We start from the raw sequence: 23,653 nt of genomic DNA on the forward strand, positions 1-23,653 counted from the left end.
TCGCTGTATCGACCGTGGCTACCACCGGGGGCGAAAAACGGTACTCACCTCGAAATGCACATGCCAAGGTGGCGCGAGACGGCACATTTCACCGCACGGGCATCAACCCGGGCCACAGAAAAGCGTATGACCATTCCGCGTTCCGTCACCTTCGTTCGTCTCACTCTCGCCGCCACGCTCACAGCCACCGTCCTCAGCGGTTGCTACGTGGTGCCCATCGCACAACCCGCACCCGCGGCGCCGCCTTCGCAGGCCTATGCCGTTGCACCGGGACCGATCGCGCAGAGCTTCAGTGCACGCCTGTATCCGTCGAACGCCGAAGCGGCGCGCTACGGAACCGTGGCAGGCACGGTGACCAACGACATGAACGGCCGCGGCCATTTCAACGCACAGATTGGCGGTGAACAGTTTCAGGGAGAGGCGACCCGGGTTGCCGGCTCGCGAAGTGCCGGCGTGGCAAACGCCAGCGGCAATCGCGGCGGCAACCTGAGTTGCCAGTACACGATGAACTCGGCCACGTTGGGCAGCGGCCAATGCGTGCTCAACAGCGGGCCGGCGTTCACGATGCACATCGGGGGATAGGGAGGGTGGCCCGGCGCGTCACTGACGCGCCGGGCATTTTTTCGACAAGAATCAATCGAGGCGGCGGACCACGTCCATCGCCTCTTCGATGCGTTCGACGGGGTGGATGGTCAAGCCTTCGATCTCCTTTGAGCCCTTGCGCGGTGCGTTGGCCTTCGGCACCACCGCGATGCTGAAGCCCAGCTTGGCGGCTTCGCGCAAACGCTCTTGACCGCGCGGCGCCGGGCGCACCTCACCGGCCAGGCCCACTTCACCGAACGCGATGAACCCCTTGGGCAGCGGCTTGCCGCGCAGGCTCGAGGTGATGGCCAGCATCACGGCCAGGTCGGCCGCGGGTTCGCTGATGCGCACGCCGCCCACCGCGTTGACGAACACGTCCTGGTCCATGCAGGCTACGCCCGCATGGCGGTGCAGCACCGCGAGCAGCATCGCGAGGCGGTCACGGTCCAGGCCCACCGACAAGCGCCGCGGGCTTGGCCCGCCGTTGTCGACCAGCGCCTGGATTTCCACCAGCATCGGCCGCGTGCCTTCCAGCGTGACCAGCACCACACTGCCGGGCACCGGCTCGGCGTGCTGGCTCAGGAAGATCGCACTCGGATTCGCCACGCCCTTCAAGCCCCGCTCGGTCATCGCGAACACGCCGATCTCGTTCACGGCGCCGAAGCGATTCTTGATGGCACGCACGAGACGAAAGCTCGAATGCGTATCGCCTTCGAAATACAGCACCGTGTCGACCATGTGCTCCAGCACGCGCGGGCCCGCAAGCGCGCCCTCTTTGGTGACATGGCCCACCAGCACCACCGCCGTGCCGCTGGTCTTGGCAAAGCGCGTGAGGTGGGCCGCGCATTCGCGCACCTGCGCCACCGAACCGGGGGCCGAGGTGAGCTGGTCGGAGTACACCGTCTGAATGGAGTCGATCACTGCGATCGCAGGTCGCGTGGCATCGAGCGTAGCGATGATCTTCTCGAGCTGGATCTCGGCGAGCACCTGCACCTGCGAATGGTCGAGTCCGAGCCGGCGCGAGCGCAGCGCCACTTGCGCACCGCTTTCCTCGCCTGTCACATAGAGCGCGTTCTGCCCGGCACGCTGGAGCGCATCGACCGCCTGCAGAAGCAGCGTGGATTTACCGATACCCGGGTCCCCGCCGATGAGCGTCACGCCGCCCGAGACGATGCCGCCGCCCAGCACGCGGTCGAGCTCGTCGATGCCGGTGGGCGTGCGTGCGATGTCGGTCGCCTCGATCTCCGAGAGCGTGGCCAGTTCGGAGACGCCCGCCAGCGGCGAGAACTGCGTGCCGAAGCGGTTGTTGGCCGGGGCGTTGCTGCCGGCCACCTGTTCGATCAATGTGTTCCAGGCGCCGCAGCTCGGGCATTTGCCGAGCCACTTGGGGCTGGTGCCGCCGCATTCACTGCAGACGAAAAGAGATTTGTCCTTGGCCATTCGGCGAGTTTAGGTGTCCGCACAAACCCTGATGGCCGGTGGCTTGGAAAGAAATCGCCAATCATTTAACATGTTAACTAATTTGATGAGGCACCGCGCTTGAGCACCACCTTCACCCACCGCAATTTGCCGCGCCTGCTGCTGCAGGCCCGCGAAGCCGTGATGGCCCACACGCGGCCCAGCCTGCGCGAGCACGCACTGTCCGACCAGCAATGGCGCGTGCTGCGCGTGCTCGGCGAACACGGCGCGGTCGACACCGGCCGCGTCGCGCGCGAGGCCTTCATCCTCGGGCCGAGCCTCACCGGCGTGCTCGCGCGCATGGAGCGCGACAACCTCATCACCCGCGCCCGCGATCCGGCCGACCAGCGCCGCACCGTGGTCGAGGCCACGCCACACGGCATGAAGCTGGTCAAGCGGCTGGGCACCAGCATCGAGGCGCACTACGACTGGATGGAGAAGTCGCTCGGCAAGGCCAAGCTCACGCAGCTCTACGGGCTGCTCGACGAGCTGATCGCCCTGGAGCAGCCCTCATGAGCACCGCGCATTTCCTTCCCACCGGCACCGTCTACGGCACGCTGCTGAACTTCCGTGCCGAGGTTGAAGCGCTCGCGCCGCAGATGACCGAGCCGCCCTACAAGGCGCCACCCAAGGCACCGGTGCTCTACGTGAAGACCGCCAACACCTGGAGCCCCCACGGCAGCGCCATCGCGGTGCCTTCATCGATTCCCGAAGTGGAAATCGGCGCGAGCATCGGCATGGTGATCGGCGCCGAGGGCGATGTCGAAGGCTTCGTGCTGATGAACGACCTGTCGATTCCGCACGCGAGCTTCTTCCGCCCGCCGGTGAAGTTCAAGTGCGTCGACGGTTTCCTCGGCATCGGCCCGGTGCTGCGCGATGCGCAGGAGGTGGCCGACCCTGCGAGCTTCCGCGTCGAAGTGCGCATCAACGGCGCGCTCAAGCAAGCGATCGATTTTTCGCAGCTCGTGCGTCCGGCACAGCAGTTGCTCGCCGACGTCGGCGATTTCATGACGCTCGCGCATGGCGACGTGCTGATGCTGGGCTGTGATGCGGGCCGTCCGTTGGCACGTGCGGGCGACCGCATCGATATCTCCGCGACCGGCTTCGAGACATTGACCCACACGCTGGTGCAGGAGACCGCCGCATGAAGCACGCACGCGTCATCCACGAAGGCCGCGAACACAGCGGCACCGCCCACGAATTAAACGGCCAGCCAGACGCCGCCGTGCGACTCGAAGACGGCCGCATCGTCCCGCAGGAACAGCTGACCTGGCTGCCCCCACTGGCGCCCACCGCGCGGCCGCGCACCATCCTCGCGCTCGGCCTCAACTACGCCGACCATGCGAAGGAGCTCGAATTCAAGGCGCCCGAAGAACCGCTGGTGTTCGTCAAGGGCCAGAGCACGCTGATCGGCCACCGCCAGCACACGCACCGCCCGGCCGGCGTGCAGTTCATGCACTACGAATGCGAGCTCGCCATCGTCGTCGGCAAGACCGCGAAGAACGTCCAGCGCGACGACGCCTACGACTTCATCGGCGGCTACACGGTCGCCAACGACTATGCGATCCGCGACTACCTGGAGAACTGGTACCGCCCGAACCTGCGCGTGAAGAACCGCGACACCTGCACGCCGCTGGGCCCCTGGTTCGTCGATGCGACCGACGTTCCCGACCCGATGGCGCTCGCGCTGCGCACCACCGTCAACGGCATCGTCACGCAGCAAGGTAACACGCGCGACATGATCTTCGATGCGCCCTTCCTCATCGAGTACTTCAGCCGCTTCATGACGCTGTCGCCGGGCGACCTGATCCTCACGGGCACGCCCGACGGCGTGGTCGACTGCAAGCCGGGCGACGTGATCGTCACCGAGATCGAGCACATCGGCGCGCTGGTCAACACCATCGACGCGGCCTGATTTCCTTCCTGTCACACATACATAAAACCAGCGGAGACAAACGCAATGAATGCCAGCAAGAAAACACGCGCCCTCGCCACCGCCCTCGTGGCATTGACCGCCTCGATGCTCGCGCTCGATGCGCCGGCGCAGTCGACGGCCTACCCCGCCAAGCCCGTGCGCTGGGTGGTCGGCTACCCGGCCGGCGGCGGCACCGACTTTCTCGCGCGCACGGTCGGCGCACAGGTGTCGCAGCAACTGGGCCAGCCGGTGCTCGTCGACAACAAACCCGGCGCCGGCGCGATCATCGCGTCGGAGAACGTCGCGCGCTCGCCGGGCGATGGCTACACCGTGTTCTCCGCCGACAACGGCGTGCTGGTCTACAACCCCGCGCTCTACAAGAAGCTGCCCTACGACGCCGAGAAAGACTTCGCACTCGTCGGCATGATGGGCCGCTCGCCGCTGGTCATCACCGCCGCACCGAATGCCGGCGTGGCCGATGCGAAGGCGCTCATCGCCGCGCTGAAGGCCTCGCCCGGCAAGTTCAGCATCGCGACACCGGGCACCGGCAGCCCGCACCACCTGGCGATGGAGCTGTTCCAGCGCGAGGCCGGCGTGTCGATGCTGCATGTGCCCTACAAGGGCGGCGCACCCGCGCTGCAGGACCTCATGGGCGGACAGGTGCCGCTGATGATGCTCGACCTGCCCAGCGGCGTGAGCGCGGTGAAGGCCGGCAAGGTGGTGCCGCTGCTGGCGATGTCGGCCGAGCGCATCCCGCAACTGCCCAACGTGCCCACTGCAAAGGAACTGGGCTACGCCAACGTCGAGGCCTACACCTGGCAAGGCCTGGTGACGCCCGTGGCCACGCCGAAGGAAGTGCAGGCCAGGCTCGGCACCGAGCTGCAGAAAGCCATGGGCGACGCCGGCGTGAAGCAGAAGCTCTATGACGCCGGCTGGGAAGCACGCCCCGCCGACGCCAGCGAAATGACGCGCTACACCGACGCGGAGCGCAAGAAATGGCACGCCTTGATCAAGGCACGCGACATCAAGCTCGATTGAAGAACCGGACACCCTCCATGCAACAGATCAATCACCTCATCGGCGGCAAGTCCGTCACGGGCAAGGACTACTTCGAAACCGTCAACCCCGCCACGCAGGAGGTGCTGGCCGAGGTCGCCTCGGGCGGCGAAGCCGAGGTGAACGCCGCCGTCGCCGCCGCCAAGGAAGCCTTTCCGAAGTGGGCCGGCCTGCCCGCGCCCGAGCGCGCGAAGCTTATCCGCAAGCTTGGCGACCTGATCGCCGCGCACGTGCCCGAGATCGCACAGACCGAGACCAACGACTGCGGCCAGGTCATCGCGCAAACCGGCAAGCAGTTGGTGCCGCGCGCGGCCGACAACTTCTATTACTTCGCCGAGATGTGCACGCGCGTGGACGGCCACACCTACCCCACGCCCACGCACCTGAACTACACGCTGTTCCACCCGGTGGGCGTGTGCGCACTCATCAGCCCGTGGAACGTGCCGTTCATGACGGCCACCTGGAAGGTCGCGCCGTGCCTCGCGTTCGGCAACACCGCCGTGCTGAAGATGAGCGAGCTCTCGCCGCTCACTGCCGCGCGCCTGGGTGAACTCGCGCTCGAAGCCGGCATTCCGCCCGGCGTGCTGAACCTCGTGCACGGCTACGGCAAGGAAGCCGGCGAGCCGCTGGTGGCGCACCCCGACGTGCGCGCGATTTCTTTCACCGGCTCCACCGCCACCGGCAACCGCATCGTGAAGAGCGCGGGCCTCAAGAAGTTCAGCATGGAACTGGGCGGCAAGAGCCCGTTCGTGATCTTCGACGACGCCGACCTCGACCGTGCGCTCGACGCGGCCGTCTTCATGATCTTCAGCAACAACGGCGAGCGCTGCACGGCGGGCTCGCGCATCCTGGTGCAGCAGTCGATCTATGCGGACTTCGCGGCGAAGTTCGCCGAGCGCGCCAAGCGCATCACCGTGGGCGATCCACTCGACGAGAAGACCATCGTCGGCCCGATGATTTCGCAGGCGCACCTGGCCAAGGTGCGCAGCTACATCGAGCTCGGTCCGAAAGAAGGCGCGACGCTGCTGTGCGGCGGCCTCGATGCGCCGAGCAACCTGCCGGACCGCGTGAAGAAAGGCAACTACGTCGTGCCCACCGTCTTCGCCGATGTCGACAACCGCATGAAGATCGCGCAGGACGAGATCTTCGGCCCGGTCGCGTGCCTGATCCCGTTCAAGGACGAGGCCGACGCGATCCGCCTCGCCAACGACATCCAATACGGCCTCAGCAGCTACGTGTGGACCGAGAACATCGGCAAGGCCCACCGCGTCGCCGCGGCCGTGGAAGCCGGCATGTGCTTCGTCAACAGCCAGAACGTGCGAGACCTGCGCCAGCCCTTCGGCGGCACCAAGGCCTCGGGCACCGGCCGCGAAGGCGGCACCTGGAGCTACGAGGTGTTCTGCGAGCCGAAGAACGTGGCGGTGTCGCTGGGCTCGCACCACATCCCGCACTGGGGCGTGGCGTGAACGCACGCCGACGCGCGCTGCTGCAGGGCGTTGCCGCACTGGCGGCCGTGCCGTCGCTGGCACACGCCCGCGGCGACTGGCCCAACAAGCCGGTGCGCATCGTCGTGCCCTTCACGCCCGGCGGCACCACCGACTTCGTCGCGCGGCTCGTGGCGGTCGAACTCGGCAAGACGCTGGAGCAGGCCGTGATCGTCGAGAACAAGCCCGGCGCGGGCACGGTGATCGGCGTCGATGCGGTCGCCAAGTCGGCGCCCGATGGCTACACATTCGTCAGCGTGGCGAACAGCTTCACCGCCAACCAGACGCTGGTGCGCAAGCTCCCCTACGACACGCAGAAAGACCTGCGCCCGGTCGCGCTCATGGGCATGTCGGAGCACGTGCTCGCCACGCATCCCTCGAGCGGCCTGAAGACGCTGGCCGACCTGCGCAACCAGGCGAAGGCGAAGCCCGGCACGCTGAGCTTCGCCTCCTTCGGCAACGGCACCTCGGCCCACCTGTCGGGCGAAATGCTCAAGCTGCAGATGGGCCTGGACATCGTGCATGTGCCCTACAAAGGCCAGGGCCCCGCGCTCACCGACCTGCTCGGCGGACAGGTGACCATGATGTTCGGCAACTGGCCCGAGTTCCGCGGCCACATCCAGAGCGGCAAGCTGGTCGCGCTCGGCATGGCGACCGCACAGCGTTCGCAGTACGCGCCCGCCATACCCACACTCGCAGAACAGGGTGTGGCCATCGAGTCCAATTCGTGGAATGGACTGCTGGCACCCGCCGGCACGCCCGATGCCATCGTGCTGCGCATGAACGACGAGGTGAACCGCGCGCTCGCGGGCCCTGCCGTGGCCGACGCCTTCCGCAAGGGCGGCATCGCGTCGCTGTCGGGCACGCCCGAGCGTTTTGCTGCTTTCATCCGGAGCGAGATCTCGAAGTACGGCGACGTGATCCGCAAGGCCAACATCCAGATCGAGGGCTGAAGAACGATGAGCCTCTATGCGATGCAGAAATTCCTCTTCGCGCTGAACCGCGAAGCCGAGGTGCAGCGCCGATACGCGGAAGGCGGCGAGGTGCGTACCGCGCTGCTCGCCGACTACGACCTCGACGATGAAGAGCGCGAGGCCATCGACGCCGGCGACATCGGCAAGCTCTACGTGCTCGGCTGCAACGGCCAGTTGCTGATGCACTTCGCGCCGCTGCTGGGCATTGCATGGGCAGACTACCTCGAAGCGATGCGCGAGGGCGTGCGCAAGTACGGCCCGGTCCGCGCGGGCATCTATGCAATGACAACCGGAACCGACGAGAAAGTGGCAGGCGTATGAGTCTCGTATTCGCAGGCGTGTGCAGCCACGCCCCCGGCATCACCGGCCGCGCGCACCTCGCCGACCCGGCGGTGAAGGACGAGTTCCACGCGCAGTTCCATCGCTTCGGCGAGGCGATGCGCGCGACGAAACCCGACGCGGTGATCGTCATTGCCGCCGAGCACTTCGCCAACTTCTTCATGAACAACATGCCGGCCTACGCCATCGGCATGGCCGACAGCTACGAGGGCCCCATCGAAGACCCGAAGTGGCTCGGCATCGAGAAGACCAGGGTGCCCGGCGACGCCGCGCTCTCGCAGCGCCTGATCCGCGAGGTGATGCAGACGGTGGACGTGGCCTATGCGGAAGAATGGAAGTTCGACCACGGCATCATGGTGCCGCTGCACTTCCTCACGCCGCGGTTCGACACCAAGGTGATCCCCGTGAACATCAACTGCCAGGGCCCGCCGCTCACGCCGCTGCATCGCGCGTGGGCCTTCGGCGAGGCATTGCGCCGCGCCTGCGACAAGGCGCCCGAGCGCATCGCGCTGGTGGGCACGGGCGGCATCTCGCACTGGCCGGCCACGCCCGATTCGGGCAAGGTCAATGCCGAATGGGACGCCGAGTTCATGCGCCGCTGGTGCGCCAACGACCGCGAGGCGCTGCTCTCGCAGGACGACTACAGCGACGAGGCCACCTACCGCGAAGCCGGCCAGGGCGGCTTCGAGATCCGCACATTCCTCAGCGTGGCCGCGGCCGCGCGCGGCAAGGGCGAGATCTTCCATATGAAGGCCATCCCGATCTTCGCGGTGACCTGCACGGCCGCCGTCATGTCGGTGGCATGAACGAAAGAGCAGCGACATGCCGCACCTGGTGATCCTCTACACCCCCAACATCGAAGCCGAGACCGACATGTCGGCCCTGTGCCGCACGCTCGCCGACACGATGCTCAAGCAACGTGACGAGGCGGACAAGCCGGTGTTCCCCATCGGCGGCACGCGTGTGCTGGCCTACCCCGCCGCGCACCATGCGGTGGCCGACGGCAAGGCCGACTACGCCTTCGTGTACCTCAACATCCGCATGGCCGCAGGACGGTCGGAGGCGGTGAAGAAGAAGGCCGGCGACGAGCTGCTGGCCGATGTGCGCGCGCATTTCGCGCCGATCTTCGACCAGCGCCACATCGGCATCACGCTGCAGATCGACGAAAGCCCGGGACAGGTGTACGACGGCAAGCACAGCAACCTGCACCCTCTGTTCAACAAGCCATAAGAAGAAGCGAGCCGCCATGCTGTCCCAAGCCACCATCGCCCAACTGGCCGCCGAGTTGCACGAAAGCGAGAAGTCGCGCGTGCAGGTCGAGCACTTCTCGAAACGCTTTCCCGGGATGACCGTCGAAGACGGCTACGCCATCTCGCGCGAATGGGTGAAAAAGAAGATCGCCGAAGGCCGCACGGTGAAGGGCCACAAGATCGGCCTCACCTCGCGCGCGATGCAGCAGTCCAGCCAGATCGACGAGCCCGACTACGGCACGCTCTTGGACGACATGTTCTTCGAGCAGGGCGGCGACATTCCCTTCACGCGCTTCATCGCGCCGCGCATCGAGGTGGAACTGGCCTTCATCCTCGGCAGGAAACTGCAGGGTCCGAACGTGACCATCTTCGACGTGCTGGCCGCCACCGACTACGTGGTGCCCGCCATCGAGATCATCGATGCACGCATCGAGCAGTTCGACCGCCACACCAAGGCGCCGCGCAAGGTGTTCGACACCATCTCCGACAACGCGGCCAACGCCGGCATCGTGATGGGCGGGCGTCCGGTCAAGCCCGATGCGGTCGATTTGCGCTGGGTGAGCGCCCTCCTCTACAAGAACGGCGTGATCGAGGAAACGGGCGTGGCCGCGGGCGTGCTCAACCATCCCGCCACCGGCGTGGCATGGCTCGCGAACAAGCTCGCGCCGTGGGACGAGCACCTCGAAGCCGGCGAGGTGGTGCTCGCCGGCTCGTTCACGCGCCCGACCACCGCGCTCCCGGGCGACACCTTCCATGCCGACTACGGCCCCCTTGGCGCCATCTCGTTCCGCCTGATATGAAGCTCGCCCCCAGGCTTTGCGCACTTCGTGTCGCATCTCCCACCCCCTACCGGGGGCAACACCAGCGGCCCGGCAAAGCCGGTTCCGCGGTGCTCCACGAATGAAAACATCACCCTTCGATCTGTTGGACTGAACAATGCACACCCCCATCAACACCTTCAAGCAGGCCATGCAGGCCGGCGAGCAAAAGATCGGCCTCTGGGTCGGCCTGGCGGACAGCTACGTCGCCGAGATCCTCGCGGGCTGCGGCTACGACTGGCTGCTGGTCGACGGCGAGCACGCGCCCAACGACGTGCGCTCGGTGCTCGGGCAATTGCAGGGCATCTCCAGCGCGTGGTCGGCGCAGCCCGAGTCGGAGCGCTCGCATCCGGTGGTGCGCATTCCGACCGGCGACACCACGCTGATCAAGCAGTACCTGGACATCGGCGCGCAGACGCTGCTGGTGCCGATGGTCGATACCGCCGAGCAGGCCGCGCGCATGGTGCAGGGCATGCGCTATCCGCCCGAAGGCATTCGCGGCATGGGCAGCGCGCTCGCACGCGCGTCACGCTGGCAGGCCTACCCGCAGTACCTGCATGAAGCCAATGCGCAGACCTGCCTCTTGGTGCAGGCCGAGACGGTCGAGGCGATGAAGAACCTCGACGCCATCGCGGCGACACCGGGCGTGGATGGCGTGTTCATCGGGCCGGCGGATTTGTCGGCATCGATGGGTTTCGTGGGCCAGCCCAACCATCCCGAGGTACAGGCGGTGATCGCCGACGCCATCGCGCGCATCCTGAAGGCCGGCAAGGCGCCGGGCATTCTCTCGACCACCGAGGAGCAGGCACGCAAGTGGCTCGCGGCAGGCGCGCGCTTCGTGGCCGTGGGCGTGGACACCATGGTGCTCACGGCTGCGGCCAAACAATTGCTCGCGAAGTACAGGAACTCGGCGAAGACCGACGCTGTCAATAGCTATTGATTTTTCAACCAAGGGAGTTAACCAATGCAACGCATCACCTGGACGGCCATCGCCGCATCCACCACCCTGTTCCTCGCAGCCTGTGCCCCCATGGGCGGGGCCAAGCAAAGCACCACCTCACAACAGGAAGCCAACCGCCAGACCGTTCTGGCCTTCTACGAAAAGGGCCTGAACCAGAAGGACGCCGACGCAGCCCTTCAGTACGTGGGCAACCGCTACGTGCAGCACAACCCCGTGGCGGCCGACGGCCCGGAGGGCTTTCGCAAGTTCGTCGCCTTCCTGCGCGAGAAATTTCCGAAGTCGCACAGCGCCATCAAGCGCAGTTTTGTCGAAGGCGACTACGTGATCCTGCATGTGCACGCGGTACGCGAGCCGGGTACGCGCGGCACCGCGATCATCGACATCTTCAAGCTGGAGAACGGGAAGATCGTCGAGCACTGGGACGTGGCGCAACCGGTTCCGGAGACCGCCGCCAACAACAACGGAATGTTCTGAGGACGAACTCTCCGGGTGAAGAAATCGTGTCGCGGCTTTCAAAACGTGAGGTAAACGCGGGGGTCCCACCCCATGCCTTACTGGAAAAATACGCGCTCCCGAACCACCACCACCCGGAGAGAGACCCATCATGAGCTTCACACGCCGCCAGATCCTTCAGACCACCGGCGCCTCGGCGCTGCTTGCAAGCATCGGCCATCAGGCCTACGCGCAGGCCGGCATCGAGACCGCGACCATCGTCACCGGCTTCGCGGCCGGCGGCACCTCGGACACCATCTGCCGCCGCCTAGCGCAGAAGCTCAGCCCCGAATACGCCAAGGCGGCAGTGGTCGAGAACCGCACCGGCGCGGGCGGCCAGATCGCGGTCACCTACGTGAAGGGCCGGCCGGCCGACGGCGTCACCATCCTGCAGACGCCGACCTCGATCCTCACGATCTATCCGCACATCTACAAGAAGCTGCCGTACGACCCGATGGTGGACCTCACCCCGGTCAGCATCGGCTGCATCTTCGACTTCGGCTTTGCCGTCGGCCCGTCGGTGCCGGCCAGCGTGAAGAGCGTGCCCGAGTTCCTCGCCTGGGCCAAGGCCAACCCGGCCGGCGCCAACTTCGGCTCGCCGGCCGCGGGCTCCACGCCGCACTTCATCGGCGCGCTGCTGGGCAAGAAGGGCGACGTCGAACTCAAGCACGCCGCCTACCGCGGCACGCAGCCGGCGATGCTCGACCTGCTGGGCGGCAACATCTCGGCGGTGTCGGGCCCCATCGGCGACATCACCCAGCACCTGCCCTCGGGCAAGGTGCGCATCCTGGGCGTCTCGGGTGCCAAGCGCAGCCGCTTCGCGCCCGAGGTGCCGACCTTCGGCGAGCAGGGCATCAAGGACATGGCGCACAGCGAATGGTTCGCCTTCTTCCTGCCGGCCAAGGCATCGCCAGAACTGGTGACGCGCCTGAACACCGCGATGAAGAACGCGCTCGCGCAAAAGGACGTGATCGACGGCCTGGGCACCTTCGGGCTGGAGGCCATGTCTTCCACACCCGCGGAGCTGACCGAGCTGCTGAAGAAAGACACCGCCAAGTGGGCGCCGATCGTGAAAGAAGTCGGCTTCACCGCGGAGGGTTAACCGACTGAAGGAACTGCAATGACCACCCCACTCGCCACCACGACCTCGACGCCCTCGGCGCTGGTCCATCCATCGATCCACCCCGACGAGCGCGCCGCACGCGAAGAGCTCGCGGCCTGCTACCGCGTCTTCGCGATGCTCGGCTGGGTCGAGATGATCTACAACCACATCACGGTGCGCTTGCCCGACAGCGTGACCGGTGGCGAGAAGCAGTTCCTCATCAACCCCTTCGGCCTGCACTACAGCGAGGTGACGGCCAGCAACCTCGTGAAGATCGACCTGCACGGCAGGGTGCTCGACGGGTCCTCGTACCCGGTGAACCCCGCCGGCTTCACGGTGCACGCGGCCATCCACGACGGCCTGCCCGGCGCGCACTGCGTGATGCACACCCACACCACGGCCGGCGTGGCCGTGGCCTGCCTGCAGGGCGGCCTGCAGCAGACCAATTTCTATACCGCCCAGCTGCACGGCATGGTGGCGTACCACGACTTCGAGGGCATCACGATCCACGCGGACGAAGGCCCGCGCCTTCTGCAGAGCATCGGCAACCGCAACGCGGTGATCCTGCGCAACCACGGCCTCCTGGCCTGGGGGCAGACGCTGCCGCAGACCTTCGCGATCCTGTGGACGCTGCAACGCGCCTGCGAGATCCAGATGGCGACCTTCTCGATGGGCGTGGCCATTCCGGTGAGCGAGGAGATCGCGCAGCGCTGCACGCGCGATGCGCTGCAGTTCAGCCCCGCGCACGGCGCCGGGCAGGACGTGTTCAATGCGCTGGTGCGGCAGGTCGACCGCATCGATCCGGGCTACAGAAACTGAGGCGAACTCTCCCATGAAGATTTGTATTTACGGCGCCGGCGCGATCGGCGGCTGGATCGGTGCCGGCCTTGCACAGGCCAGCGAACGCCTCAACGTGGTCGCGCGCGGCGCGACGCTCGAAACCCTGCAGCAAGATGGCCTTTCGCTGATGCGCGGCGACGTGCGCACACGCGTGCCGGTCAACGCGGTGGCCGACCCCGAGATGCTCGGCGTGCAGGACCTGGTGGTCATCGCCGTGAAGGCGCCTGCGCTGGCGGCCGTGGCCGACCGCATCGGGCCGCTGATCGGGCCCGACACCATCGTGCTGGTCGCAATGAACGGCGTGCCGTGGTGGTTTCTGGAAGGCGGCTTCGGCGGCGAAATTACCGGCCACCGGCTGGCCGCGGTGGACCCCGACGGCGCCATCGCCAGGGCCATTCCGGCCCGCAACGTGATCGGCTGCGTGGTGCATGCGAGCTGCTCGCTCGACGGACCGGGCGTGGTGCGGCATCACTTCGGCAACGGACTGATCGTGGGCGAGCCTTCGGGCGAAGCCACGCCGCGCGTGCAGAAGCTGGTCGAGCTCCTGAACCGTGCGGGCATCGACACCACGCTGTCGCCGCAGATCCAGAAGGACGTGTGGTTCAAGCTCTGGGGCAACATGACGGTGAACCCGATCAGTGCGCTGACCGGCGCCACCACCGACCTCATCATGGGCGACGACGATGTACGCAGCTTCATCTCGGCCGTGATGCTCGAGGCCAAGGAGATCGGGCGCCGCATCGGCATCGAGATCACGCAGAGCCCCGAAGACCGGCACGAGGTGACCAAGAAGCTCGGCGCGTTCAAGACCTCGATGCTGCAGGACGTGGAAGCCGGTCGGTCGGTGGAGCTCGATGCGCTGGTGACGGTGGTGCGCGAGCTGGGTGTGTTGACGGGCGTGGCCACGCCGTTCACCGATGCGCTGCTGGGGCTGGCGCGGTTGAGGACGCGGCAGCTCGGGTTGTACTGAGCACCGCTCTGCTTACAAGAACTTCTCGGGCGTGGCGGCCCGCGTCTCGGTGCAGCTCGCCATCGTCACTCACCACCCTGCCGCCACTACCAGCAACCCGCCGGCAACGAAAACGGGAAGCTAGTGCTTCTTCAGCAAGACCCGCACCGCCTCGGGGAGGGAATTGACCTCTGGCATGAAGCGGTCGAGCACGGCCCCGAGGATCACGGCGGAGAGCACCGCGCCGAGCAGCGGCTTCCAGGTCAGCCGCACCGCAGCCATCAACCAGCCTTCGCGCGCCACGCGCACCGCGGCGCGAGCCGAGACATACGAGAACGCCACCTCGACGGCCACGGCCAGCAGCGCGTCCCAGCTGAAGTACAGCAGCGCGAGATAGCCGGCGCCGAACAGCACGGCCACGCAGATCGCGAAGATGGCCAGCACCGGCACCACAATGATTGCACCTTCGTCCGCACCGCCCGCCACATCGAGCACACCACCGGCCACGTCGGACAGCACGCTGCCACCATCGGCGGCGTCGGCCACGTCGGCAACCCTCAGATGATCGGACGAGCTTCCCCCGCTGAAGTCCATATCGGGCACATCGGCATCGACATCGACGCTGCGCCCCTCGACCAGTCGCTTCGCCCACCAGCGCAGCACCAGCAGGTAGCCCAGATACCCCACGCCCAGCGTGAGGAAGTAGCGAATCGCGAGCGAGTCCACGTGCAGCAGGTGCATCTGCAGCGCCGACACGCCCCACATGAGGAGGAGCGTGAATGTGCCGATCAGGATGCCGTGCGTGCGCAGGCTGTAGTTGCGGTGCAGGTCGCGCTCGACCTGCGTTTCCCAAAGGCGCACCGAGCGCCAGTTGGAAAGAACCTTCATTCGTCGATGAGAGCAGCGAACGGCACGCGTTGGGCCACGGCGCACATGAGCTCGTAGCCGACGGTGCCCGCCGCCTGTGCGACCTCGTCGATGGGCAGCACCGCATCGGTGACCGTCGAGCGGCCCCACAGCGTGACCTCGGCGCCGAACTTCGCATCAGGCACGGGCGTGAGGTCGACGGTGATCATGTCCATGCTCACGCGGCCCACCATGCGGGTGCGAACGCCGTTCACCAGCACCGGCGTGCCGGTGTTGCAGTGGCGCGGGTAGCCATCGGCGTAGCCGACCGCTGCCACACCGATGGTGAGCGGCCCTTCGGCCGTGAAGTTGGAGCCATAGCCGATGGTGTCGCCGGCCTTGAGCGTCTGCACCGAGAGCAGTTGCGTCGACAGCGTCATCGTTGGCTGCAGTTGCCAGTGCGCCGCGTTGTTCAACGGGAAGTCGGGGGCGCTGCCGTACAGCACGATGCCGGGGCGCACCCAGTCGCCGCGCGTCTGGTCGGCGTGACGCAGGGTAGCCGCGCTGTTGGCAATGGAGCGTTCGCCCGGCAGGTCGCGCGTCGCGCGCTCGAAGGCTTCGAGCTGGTGCGCGATGCCGCGGGGGCCGTCGGCATCGCTGAAGTGCGTCATCAGCGATATCTCGTCGACCTGCGTCAGTGCATTGAGCCGCGTCCAGGCCGAACCGAAGCGCTCCGGCGTGAAACCCAGGCGGTTCATGCCCGAGTTCATTTTCAGGAAAACACGCTGCGGCTTGAGGGTCTTGTGCGCTGCGAGCATGTCGATCTGCTCGTCGCAGTGCACGGTGTGCCAGAGGTCCAGGCGCGAACACAGTTCGAGGTCGCGCGCGTCGAACACGCCTTCCAGCAGCAGCACAGGGCCGCGCCAGCCCAGGGCGCGCACGCGCTCGGCCTCGGCCAGATCGAGCAGCGCAAACCCGTCGGCACCGCGCAGGCCCTCATAGACCCGCTCGATGCCATGGCCATAGGCGTTGGCCTTGACCACGGCCCAGACACGGGCGTCGAGGGCCGCGCGGCGGACCCTGTCGAGGTTGTTGCGCAGGGCGGCGGTATGGACGGTGGCAAGAATGGGGCGCGGCATGGGGGGCTTTGGGCAGGCTGCAGGCGGACTGGGGCTAAGTTCAGACCACGTTTTAGCATTTCCGGGAATGGGGTCGAATACGGAAGGGATGCCCATTTCCACGTCGTACCCCCATGCTATAACCGCCCATTCGCTCCGGACGCGACACTTTTTCACTACCGCCAGCAGACCCCTCTGGCCAGCCAGCCCATCGATGAAGCGCGGTTTCTACACGATCATGTCGGCCCAGTTCTTTTCGTCGCTGGCCGACCAAGCGCTTTTCGTTGTTGCCGTCGATCTCATGCGAAGTTCGGGCGCCCCCGAATGGCAACGCGCGGCCCTGGTGCCGATCTTCGCGGTCTTCTACGTGGTGCTCGCACCGCTGGTGGGCGCGTTTGCAGATGCGCTGCCCAAGGGCAAGGTGATGTTCATCAGCAACGCGATCAAGGTGGTCGGCTGCCTGATGATGCTGTTCGGCTCGCACCCCCTGTTGTCGTATTCGATCGTGGGCCTGGGTGCGGCGGCCTACTCGCCGGCCAAGTACGGCATCCTGACCGAACTGCTGCCCGCCTCCCAGCTGGTCAAGGCCAACGGCTGGATCGAGGGGTTGACCATCGCCTCCATCCTGCTGGGCATCGTGCTCGGCGGCACGCTGGTGGGCCATGCGGTCTCCAGCCAGTTGCTGGCCTTCGACTTCCCGTTGATCGACACCGGCATCGACTCGCCGGCCGAGGCCGCGATCTCGGTGCTGATCCTCGTGTACATACTGGCGGCCTGGTTCAACACACGCATTCCGCACACTGGCGTCGAGATGCGCCCGCTGCGCTCCAACCCCGAGCACGGCCTCGCGCGCAACATCGCTGCGCTGCTGCCCGACTTCTGGCATTGCAATGCACGCCTGTGGCGCGACCGCCTCGGCCAGATCTCGCTGGCCACCACCACGCTCTTCTGGGGCGCGGGCGGCAACCTCAAGTACATCGTGCTCGCGTGGGCATCGCTCGCGCTGGGCTACAACACGACGCAGGCCTCGGCGCTCACCGGCGTGGTGACCATCGGCACGGCCGTGGGCGCCATCGTGGCCTCGATGCGCATGCGGCTGGACATGGCCACCCGCGTGATCCCGATGGGCATCGCGATGGGGCTGATGGTCATCTGCATGAACTTCATCGGCAACGTGTGGCTGGCGGTGCCGTTCCTCATCATCCTGGGCGGCCTGGGCGGCTTCCTCGTGGTGCCGATGAATGCGCTGCTGCAGCATCGTGGCCACAACCTGATGGGCGCGGGCCGCTCGATCGCAGTGCAGAACTTCAACGAGCAGGCCTGCATTCTCTTGCTGGGCGGCTTCTACAGCGTCTGCACGGGGCTGGGTCTCTCGGCCTACGGCGCAATCAGTGCCTTCGGCCTCGTGGTGGCGGGCTGCATGTGGCTCATCAAGCGCTGGCACGAGAACAACCTCAAGAAGTACCCGGAAGAAGTCGAGCACCTGCTTGCGATCGCCCGCAGCGACAAACACCACTGACCTTGCGCGACTGCGTTGGTGAGACGGCCGGCGCGCCGAGTGCCGAAGCCCCTTTTCTCCCAACGCCCCCATGCCCGCCCTCGCGCTGATCTTCAACGCCTTCGTCTGGGGGCTGTCGTGGTTTCCCTTCCGGCACATCGAAGGCCACGGCCTGCATCCGGTGTGGACCACCTGCCTCATCTACCTGGCCATCACGATCGTGATGGGCATCGTGCGCCGTCACGCATGGAAGGGCTTGGCCGCCTACCCGATGCTCGCGGTGCTGGGCCTTGCGGCGGGCTTCACCAACGTGGGTTTCAACTGGGCGGTGACGCAGGGCGACGTGGTGCGCGTGGTGCTGCTGTTCTACCTGATGCCGCTGTGGAGCGTGCTGCTCGGCTGGCTGCTGCTGGGCGAACGGCCCACGGGCGGCGCGCTCGCGCGCGTAGCGCTGGCGCTCACCGGGGTGGTCGTGGTGCTCAAGACGCCGGGCACCGACTGGCCGGTGCCGTCGAGCCTGCCTGACTGGCTGGGCCTCGCGGCCGGCTTCGGCTTCGCGGTGACCAACATCGTGCTGCGCCACCTGCGGCACGCGCCGGGCGAATCGCGTGCGCTCGCGATGTTCTGCGGCTGCACGTTCGTGGCGGGCATCGCGGCGCTCGGCGGTAGTGCGCTTGGCGCCATCGCTTCGCCGCTGCAGGCCTCGCCGGGCTGGTTCGGCTGGGCCGTCCTGCTGGGCACGGGTTTCGTGATCGCCAACGTGTGTCTTCAATACGGCGCGGCACGGCTGGCGGCCAGCGCGACCTCGGTGATCATGCTGTCGGAGGTGCTGTTCGCCAGCGTTTCGTCGGTCGCGCTCGGCGCGTCCACGATGGACCTGCGCATCCTCACGGGCGGCGCGCTGATCGTGCTGGGCGCCGTCTGGGCCGCGTTTGCACGAACACCGGCTCGGGGCGATGATCGCGCCTCTGCGTCCACCTGAGGAACACCCCCATGACCAGCGTCTACGACTTCGAGGCCAACCAGATCGACGGCAAGCCGGTGAAGCTTTCCGCCTTCAAAGGCAAGGTGCTGCTGATCGTCAATACCGCGAGCAAATGCGGCTTCACGCCGCAGTTCGCCGGGCTCGAAGCGCTGCACGAGAAGTACGCCGACCAGGGCCTCACCGTGCTGGGCTTTCCCTCGAACCAGTTCGGCTCGCAGGACCCGGGCACCAACGAGGAAATCGGCGCCTTCTGCACCAAGAACTACGGCGTGAGTTTTCCGATGATGGAGAAGATCGACGTCAACGGCAGCAATGCCGCGCCGCTCTACCAGTGGCTCACCAAGGAAAAGCCCGGCCTCCTGGGCTCGACGGCCATCAAGTGGAACTTCACCAAGTTCCTCATCGGGCGCGACGGCACGGTGCTCAAGCGCTATGCGCCGCTCGACACGCCCGCCTCGCTCACACGCGACGTCGAGGCGGCGCTCGCAGCGGGCTGAACACTCTTTTCAGAAGCGAAAGCTGGCGGTCTTCGCACCGCCGCCCACCGTCACCGTCTGGCTCTTGGCCTGCCCGCCGGGCGTGGTGACGTCGATGGTGTAGCGCCCGTCGGGAATGTCGATCAGGCATACCGGCCCGCCGGCGCGAAAGGCCATGGCGGCGGCCGAGTTGGCGTCGCCCCCCTTGATCGTGACGTCCACGCTGGCCATGTAGGCGCCGTCGGCGCGTGCGAACAGCAGCGAGAGCGGATGCTCCTTCATGGCCGCGCGCATGGCATTCGATTCGTCGGAGCCGATGCCGCCGCAGACGTAGCGCGTCGGGCCGGCGCCTTGCCACGCAGGCATGGCGGACTGGGCTTGCGCCGCCACGGCACCGGCCAGGCAGGCGCAGGCCAGCAGAACGCGTCGCAGCGGAAGTTGGGTAACGTGGAACATGGCACAGGCTCCTTGCAGATTCGGTGCCGCCATGATGCGCCGCAGCCGCTCGCCGCGCGAGTCGGACCGGACGCTGCCCTGCTGTGCGATCAGGCCCTACCCTTTGCGCCCGCCAGCCAGCGCGGCGTCCAGCAGCTCTACCCAGTGCCGCACCGGCGTTTCCCCGCTGCCGCTTTGCAGGTGCGTGATGCAACCGATGTTGGCCGAGGCGATGGTGGTGGGCCGCAGCTGCTTCAGGTGCCCCAGCTTGCGGTCGCGCAGCGGGTAGGCCAGCTCGGGTTGCAACACCGAATACGTGCCTGCCGAGCCGCAGCACAGGTGCGATTCGTTCATGGCCACGCGCACGTCGAAGCCGAGCGCGCGCAGGTGGGTCTCGACGCCGCCGCGCAGCTTCTGGCCATGCTGCAGCGTGCATGGCGGGTGGTAGGCGACCACACCCTCGGGCGCGCGCACGCGGGCCTTCAGCACGGGCACGAGATCGGGCAGCAGCTCGCTCAGGTCGCGCGTCAGCTCGCCGATGCGCGCCGCTTTCGCCGCGTAGGCCGCATCGTGCTGCAGGATGTGGCCGTACTCGCGCACGGTGACGCCGCAGCCCGACGCGTTCATCACGATGGCTTCGACCTCGTTGCGTTCGACCTGCGGCCACCACGCATCGATGTTGGCGCGCATCTGCGCCTTGCCGCCCTCCTGGTCGTTGAGGTGGAACTTCACCGCGCCGCAGCAGCCGGCTTCCTTCGCGATCACCACCTGGATGCCCGCCGCATCGAGCACGCGCGCGGTGGCGCTGTTGATGTTGGGCATCATCGACGGCTGCACGCAGCCCGCGAGCATCAGCACCTTGCGCGCATGCGTGGCGGTGGGCCAGGCGCCCGCTTCCTGCTTCCCGGGCACCTTGGCCTTGAGCACATCGGGCAAGAGGCCGCGCACCGACTGTCCGAGCTTCATCGCGGGGCCGAAGAGCGGCGACGGCAAGCCTTCCTTCAGCAGCCAGCGCGTGGCCGATTCCATTGCGGGGCGCGGCACCTTCTCGTCGACGATCTTGCGGCCGATGTCCACGAGCTTGCCGTACTGCACGCCGCTCGGGCAGGTGCTCTCGCAGTTGCGGCAGGTGAGGCACCGGTCCAGGTGCAACTGCGTGCTGCGCGTCGGCGCCTTGCCTTCGAGCACCTGCTTGATGAGGTAGATGCGGCCGCGCGGACCGTCGAGCTCGTCGCCCAGCAGCTGGTAGGTCGGGCAGGTGGCGGTGCAGAAGCCGCAGTGCACGCATTTGCGCAGGATGGCTTCGGCTTCACGGCCGTCGTCGGTGTCGCGGAATTCGGGGGCAAGTTCGGTTTGCATCGCGGGGTGTCGTCTCTTTTTTATGCGTCTGCGAGAAGCCGGCCGCGGTTGAAGATGCGGTGCGGATCGAACTCCTGCATCAGCGCGCGGTGGATGCGGGCAATCGGGGCGCTCAGCGCGTCGAAGCGGGGGATTGCCGAGGAGGCCGGCGCCCTGAACAACGTGGCGTGTCCGCCCGCCGCACGCGCGATCTCGCGGATGCGTGCGGCTTGATCCGGCGGCGCCTTGTACCAGCGCTGTGCGCCATGCCACTCGATCAACGGCGCGTTGCCGTCGATGGCGAGCACCGGCGCGGTCTGCGGCACCGACAGGCGCCAGAGTGCATCCGTTCCGTCGGAGCCGTCGAACCACGGCAACTGTTGATCGCGCAGCGCCTGCCAGTCGGCAGCGGCGCGTGCGTTGTCCTTGCGCTCGCCGCCCAGATGCGTGCATGCCGCTTCCACGGCCGCAACTGCGCCGCGCAGCCGCAGGTAAAGCGCGCCGGCTCCGCCGTATTCGAACCAGCAGCTCGCATTCAGGGGCAGCGGCCGGCCGCCCCATTCGTTGAGCAAGCGCAGCGCATCGGCCTGGCTGCAGGCGAACTCCAGCGTGGCCTCGGCGGGCGCGACGGGCAGCACCTTGAGGCTCACCTCGGCGATCACGCCCAGCGTGCCGAGCGAGCCGGCGAGCACACGCGAGACGTCATAGCCCGCGACGTTCTTCATCACCTGCCCGCCGAAGCGGAGGACATCGCCCCGGCCGTTGACGAGCGTGGCGCCGAGCACGTAGTCGCGCACCGCGCCCACGCTCGCGCGTGCGGGGCCGCTCAAGCCAGCGGCGACCATGCCGCCCACCGTGCCGGCAGGGCCGAAGTGCGGCGGCTCGAAGGGCAGGCACTGTCCCTTCTCGGCCAGCACGGCTTCAAGTTCGGCAAGCGGCGTGCCGGTGCGCGCTGTGACGACCAGTTCGCTCGGCTCGTAGCTCGTGATGCCCGTCAATGAGGTGGTGTCGAGGAAATCGCCGTGCAGCGCCTCGCCGTAGAAATCCTTGGTGCCGCCGCCGCGAATGCAAAGCGGCGTGGCGTCGGTGCCTGCGGCGCGGATGCGCTCGACGATCTGGTGGAGAGCTGAATCCATGGTCCGTTTTTGTTGTTGTCGTCGTTCTCAGAAGCGCGGCAGGTCGGGATGCGGCAACTGACCGCCGCGCACCACCTGCTTACCGTACTCGGCGCAGCGCTGCAGCGTTGGAATCACCTTGCCGGGATTCAGCAGCCCGGCCGGATCGAACGCGCGCTTCACGCCGAACATCTGCTCGTTCTCGCTGGCGGTGAACTGCACGCACATGCTGTTGAGCTTCTCCACGCCCACGCCATGCTCGCCCGACACCGTGCCGCCCATCGCAACGCTGGTCTCCAGGATGTCGGCGCCGAAGAGCTCGCAGCGGTGCAGCTCGTCGGGGTCGTTCGCATCGAACAGCACCAGCGGATGCAGGTTGCCGTCGCCCGCGTGGAACACGTTGCAGCAGCGCAGGTTGTACTTCTTCTCCATCTCCTGGATCGCGAGCAGGATGTCCGCGAGGCGCTTGCGCGGGATGGTCGAATCCAGGCACATGTAGTCGGGGCTGATGCGGCCCGACGCCGGAAAGGCGTTCTTGCGGCCGCTCCAGAATTTCATGCGCTCGTCTTCGTTGTTGCTCACCGCGATGGCGGTGGCGCCGCAACCGCGCAGCACGGCGGTCATGCGGCCGATTTCTTCTTCGACTTCCTCGGGCGTGCCGTCGGATTCGCACAGCAGGATCGCCGCGGCTTCGAGGTCGTAGCCCGCGCGCACGAAGTCCTCGACGGCGGCGGTCATGGGCTTGTCCATCATCTCCAGGCCCGCGGGAATGATGCCGGCCGCGATCACCGCCGCGACCGCATCACCCGCTTTGCGCACGTCGTCGAAGCTGGCCATGATGCAGCGCGCGAGCTGCGGCTTGGGCACGAGCTTGACGGTGACCTCGGTGGTCACGGCCAGCATGCCTTCGCTGCCGATGACCAGCGCGAGCAGGTCGAGCCCCGGCGCATCGAGCGCTTCGCCGCCGAATTCGATGGCATCGCCTTCGGCAGTGAAGCCGCGCACGCGCAGTACGTTGTGCAGCGTAAGGCCGTACTTCAGGCAATGCACGCCGCCCGAGTTCTCGGCCACGTTGCCGCCGATGGTGCAAGCGATCTGGCTCGACGGATCGGGCGCGTAGTAGAGGTTGAACGGCGCAGCCGCCTCGCTGATCGCGAGGTTGCGCACACCGCACTGCACGACGGCTGTGCGACTCACCGGATCGATCTTCAGGATGCGGTTGAACTTGGCCAGCGAGAGCGTCACGCCCAGCGCGTGGGGCATCGCACCGCCCGAAAGCCCGGTGCCCGCGCCGCGCGCCACCACGGGAACACCCAGTTGGTGGCAGGTCTTGAGCACGGCGGCGACCTGCGCCTCGGTCTCGGGCAGGGCCACGACGAGCGGCCGCTGCCGGTAGGCGGTGAGGCCGTCGCACTCGTAGGGCGTGGTGTCCTCGGCGTGCCAGATGAGGGAATGCGCGGGCAGGTGCGCTTGCAGCGCGCGCACCACCTGCGACTGGCGCTCCGTTTTCTGTAGCGAGTCTTGCTGGACGGCGGTGAGCGGCGCGTTCATGCGGCGGGGCCTCTTGTCTTTTCTGGCGGATGTCTCGGGGGTACCGCACTCTACGGAAATGCGGCGGCGTC

The 23,653-nt window shown here is 67.0% G+C and carries 26 protein-coding genes; 19 read left to right on the forward strand and 7 right to left on the reverse strand.

The window, feature by feature from the left end; genetic code table 11:
* Nucleotides 1-126: 126 nt before the first annotated feature.
* Nucleotides 127-582, forward strand: coding sequence for a hypothetical protein (locus J2W23_RS16480; protein ID WP_176660608.1), 456 nt, complete (start codon nt 127-129; stop codon nt 580-582).
* A gap of 51 nt (nt 583-633) precedes the next feature.
* On the opposite strand, the gene radA is transcribed toward J2W23_RS16480, so the two are convergent.
* On the reverse strand, nt 634-2,022 hold the full coding sequence (gene radA / locus J2W23_RS16485; RefSeq protein ID WP_093440937.1) for a DNA repair protein RadA: 1,389 nt from the start codon (nt 2,020-2,022) through the stop codon (nt 634-636).
* Between the two features lie 99 nt (nt 2,023-2,121).
* Here radA and hpaR point away from each other — a divergent pair, with 99 nt between their 5' ends.
* From hpaR to J2W23_RS16560, 15 genes are all read left to right on the forward strand, one after another.
* Nucleotides 2,122-2,556, forward strand: a complete 435-nt coding sequence (gene hpaR / locus J2W23_RS16490) for a homoprotocatechuate degradation operon regulator HpaR (RefSeq protein ID WP_013538719.1) — start codon at nt 2,122-2,124, stop codon at nt 2,554-2,556.
* Nucleotides 2,553-3,188: a fumarylacetoacetate hydrolase family protein gene (locus J2W23_RS16495; RefSeq protein ID WP_307649481.1), complete on the forward strand. Its 636-nt coding sequence runs from the start codon at nt 2,553-2,555 to the stop codon at nt 3,186-3,188. The genes hpaR and J2W23_RS16495 overlap by 4 nt, the downstream gene beginning before the upstream one ends.
* A complete protein-coding gene (locus J2W23_RS16500) occupies nt 3,185-3,955 on the forward strand; it encodes a fumarylacetoacetate hydrolase family protein (protein WP_307649482.1) in 771 nt (256 codons plus the stop codon). Before J2W23_RS16495 ends, J2W23_RS16500 begins: the two co-directional genes overlap by 4 nt.
* A 45-nt stretch (nt 3,956-4,000) precedes the next feature.
* On the forward strand, nt 4,001-4,993 hold the full coding sequence (locus J2W23_RS16505) for a Bug family tripartite tricarboxylate transporter substrate binding protein (RefSeq protein WP_307649483.1): 993 nt from the start codon (nt 4,001-4,003) through the stop codon (nt 4,991-4,993).
* Nucleotides 4,994-5,010: 17 nt separating this feature from the next.
* Complete coding sequence (hpaE, locus tag J2W23_RS16510) at nt 5,011-6,477, forward strand: 5-carboxymethyl-2-hydroxymuconate semialdehyde dehydrogenase (protein ID WP_307649484.1); 1,467 nt, start codon at nt 5,011-5,013, stop codon at nt 6,475-6,477.
* Entirely contained in the window at nt 6,474-7,448 is a 975-nt protein-coding gene (locus J2W23_RS16515) for a tripartite tricarboxylate transporter substrate binding protein (protein WP_307649485.1), read from the forward strand. Before hpaE ends, J2W23_RS16515 begins: the two co-directional genes overlap by 4 nt.
* Nucleotides 7,449-7,454: 6 nt before the next feature.
* Nucleotides 7,455-7,790: an aromatic ring-opening dioxygenase subunit LigA gene (locus J2W23_RS16520; protein WP_307649486.1), complete on the forward strand. Its 336-nt coding sequence runs from the start codon at nt 7,455-7,457 to the stop codon at nt 7,788-7,790.
* A complete protein-coding gene (locus J2W23_RS16525; protein WP_307649487.1) occupies nt 7,787-8,614 on the forward strand; it encodes an extradiol ring-cleavage dioxygenase in 828 nt (275 codons plus the stop codon). The genes J2W23_RS16520 and J2W23_RS16525 overlap by 4 nt, the downstream gene beginning before the upstream one ends.
* A gap of 16 nt (nt 8,615-8,630) precedes the next feature.
* Nucleotides 8,631-9,038, forward strand: coding sequence for a 5-carboxymethyl-2-hydroxymuconate Delta-isomerase (locus tag J2W23_RS16530; RefSeq protein ID WP_307649488.1), 408 nt, complete (start codon nt 8,631-8,633; stop codon nt 9,036-9,038).
* A 16-nt stretch (nt 9,039-9,054) separates the two neighbouring features.
* The gene (hpaH, locus tag J2W23_RS16535) at nt 9,055-9,858 is read left to right on the forward strand and encodes a 2-oxo-hept-4-ene-1,7-dioate hydratase (RefSeq protein WP_307649489.1); all 804 of its coding nucleotides are present in this window, start codon (nt 9,055-9,057) and stop codon (nt 9,856-9,858) included.
* Between the two features lie 136 nt (nt 9,859-9,994).
* Nucleotides 9,995-10,816: a 4-hydroxy-2-oxoheptanedioate aldolase gene (gene hpaI, locus J2W23_RS16540; protein ID WP_176660598.1), complete on the forward strand. Its 822-nt coding sequence runs from the start codon at nt 9,995-9,997 to the stop codon at nt 10,814-10,816.
* Nucleotides 10,817-10,840: 24 nt separating this feature from the next.
* Nucleotides 10,841-11,311, forward strand: a complete 471-nt coding sequence (locus J2W23_RS16545; protein WP_373423943.1) for a nuclear transport factor 2 family protein — start codon at nt 10,841-10,843, stop codon at nt 11,309-11,311.
* Nucleotides 11,312-11,441: 130 nt separating this feature from the next.
* Nucleotides 11,442-12,431 carry a Bug family tripartite tricarboxylate transporter substrate binding protein gene (locus J2W23_RS16550; RefSeq protein WP_307649490.1) on the forward strand — a complete coding sequence of 330 codons (990 nt, stop codon included), beginning with the start codon at nt 11,442-11,444 and terminating at the stop codon, nt 12,429-12,431.
* 18 nt (nt 12,432-12,449) lie between these two features.
* The gene (locus J2W23_RS16555) at nt 12,450-13,250 is read left to right on the forward strand and encodes a class II aldolase/adducin family protein (protein WP_307649491.1); all 801 of its coding nucleotides are present in this window, start codon (nt 12,450-12,452) and stop codon (nt 13,248-13,250) included.
* A gap of 13 nt (nt 13,251-13,263) precedes the next feature.
* Nucleotides 13,264-14,241, forward strand: a complete 978-nt coding sequence (locus J2W23_RS16560; protein ID WP_307649492.1) for a 2-dehydropantoate 2-reductase — start codon at nt 13,264-13,266, stop codon at nt 14,239-14,241.
* A gap of 120 nt (nt 14,242-14,361) precedes the next feature.
* On the opposite strand, the gene J2W23_RS16565 is transcribed toward J2W23_RS16560, so the two are convergent.
* Together J2W23_RS16565 and alr are read right to left on the reverse strand one after the other, a co-directional pair.
* Nucleotides 14,362-15,108 (reverse strand): hypothetical protein, encoded by a 747-nt coding sequence (locus tag J2W23_RS16565; RefSeq protein ID WP_307649493.1) that lies wholly within the window; start codon nt 15,106-15,108, stop codon nt 14,362-14,364.
* Nucleotides 15,105-16,205: an alanine racemase gene (gene alr, locus J2W23_RS16570; RefSeq protein ID WP_307649494.1), complete on the reverse strand. Its 1,101-nt coding sequence runs from the start codon at nt 16,203-16,205 to the stop codon at nt 15,105-15,107. Before alr ends, J2W23_RS16565 begins: the two co-directional genes overlap by 4 nt.
* A gap of 193 nt (nt 16,206-16,398) precedes the next feature.
* On the opposite strand from alr, the gene lplT reads away from it, so the two are divergent.
* From lplT to J2W23_RS16585, 3 genes are all read left to right on the forward strand, one after another.
* Nucleotides 16,399-17,703: a lysophospholipid transporter LplT gene (gene lplT, locus J2W23_RS16575; RefSeq protein WP_176660591.1), complete on the forward strand. Its 1,305-nt coding sequence runs from the start codon at nt 16,399-16,401 to the stop codon at nt 17,701-17,703.
* Nucleotides 17,704-17,773: 70 nt separating this feature from the next.
* Complete coding sequence (locus J2W23_RS16580) at nt 17,774-18,664, forward strand: DMT family transporter (protein ID WP_307649495.1); 891 nt, start codon at nt 17,774-17,776, stop codon at nt 18,662-18,664.
* Nucleotides 18,665-18,675: 11 nt separating this feature from the next.
* A complete protein-coding gene (locus J2W23_RS16585; RefSeq protein WP_176660589.1) occupies nt 18,676-19,164 on the forward strand; it encodes a glutathione peroxidase in 489 nt (162 codons plus the stop codon).
* Nucleotides 19,165-19,173: 9 nt separating this feature from the next.
* Here J2W23_RS16585 and J2W23_RS16590 read toward each other — a convergent pair whose 3' ends face one another.
* From J2W23_RS16590 to J2W23_RS16605, 4 genes are all read right to left on the reverse strand, one after another.
* Nucleotides 19,174-19,599 carry a carboxypeptidase regulatory-like domain-containing protein gene (locus J2W23_RS16590; protein WP_176660588.1) on the reverse strand — a complete coding sequence of 142 codons (426 nt, stop codon included), beginning with the start codon at nt 19,597-19,599 and terminating at the stop codon, nt 19,174-19,176.
* A 96-nt stretch (nt 19,600-19,695) separates the two neighbouring features.
* The gene (glcF, locus tag J2W23_RS16595) at nt 19,696-20,937 is read right to left on the reverse strand and encodes a glycolate oxidase subunit GlcF (protein WP_307649496.1); all 1,242 of its coding nucleotides are present in this window, start codon (nt 20,935-20,937) and stop codon (nt 19,696-19,698) included.
* Between the two features lie 20 nt (nt 20,938-20,957).
* Nucleotides 20,958-22,052, reverse strand: coding sequence for a glycolate oxidase subunit GlcE (gene glcE / locus J2W23_RS16600; RefSeq protein ID WP_307649497.1), 1,095 nt, complete (start codon nt 22,050-22,052; stop codon nt 20,958-20,960).
* Nucleotides 22,053-22,079: 27 nt separating this feature from the next.
* A complete protein-coding gene (locus J2W23_RS16605; protein ID WP_307649498.1) occupies nt 22,080-23,582 on the reverse strand; it encodes an FAD-linked oxidase C-terminal domain-containing protein in 1,503 nt (500 codons plus the stop codon).
* Between the last annotated feature and the right edge of the window lie 71 nt (nt 23,583-23,653).

The sequence above is a fragment of the Variovorax boronicumulans genome (assembly GCF_030812215.1).
Classification (GTDB): domain Bacteria; phylum Pseudomonadota; class Gammaproteobacteria; order Burkholderiales; family Burkholderiaceae_C; genus Variovorax; species Variovorax boronicumulans_C.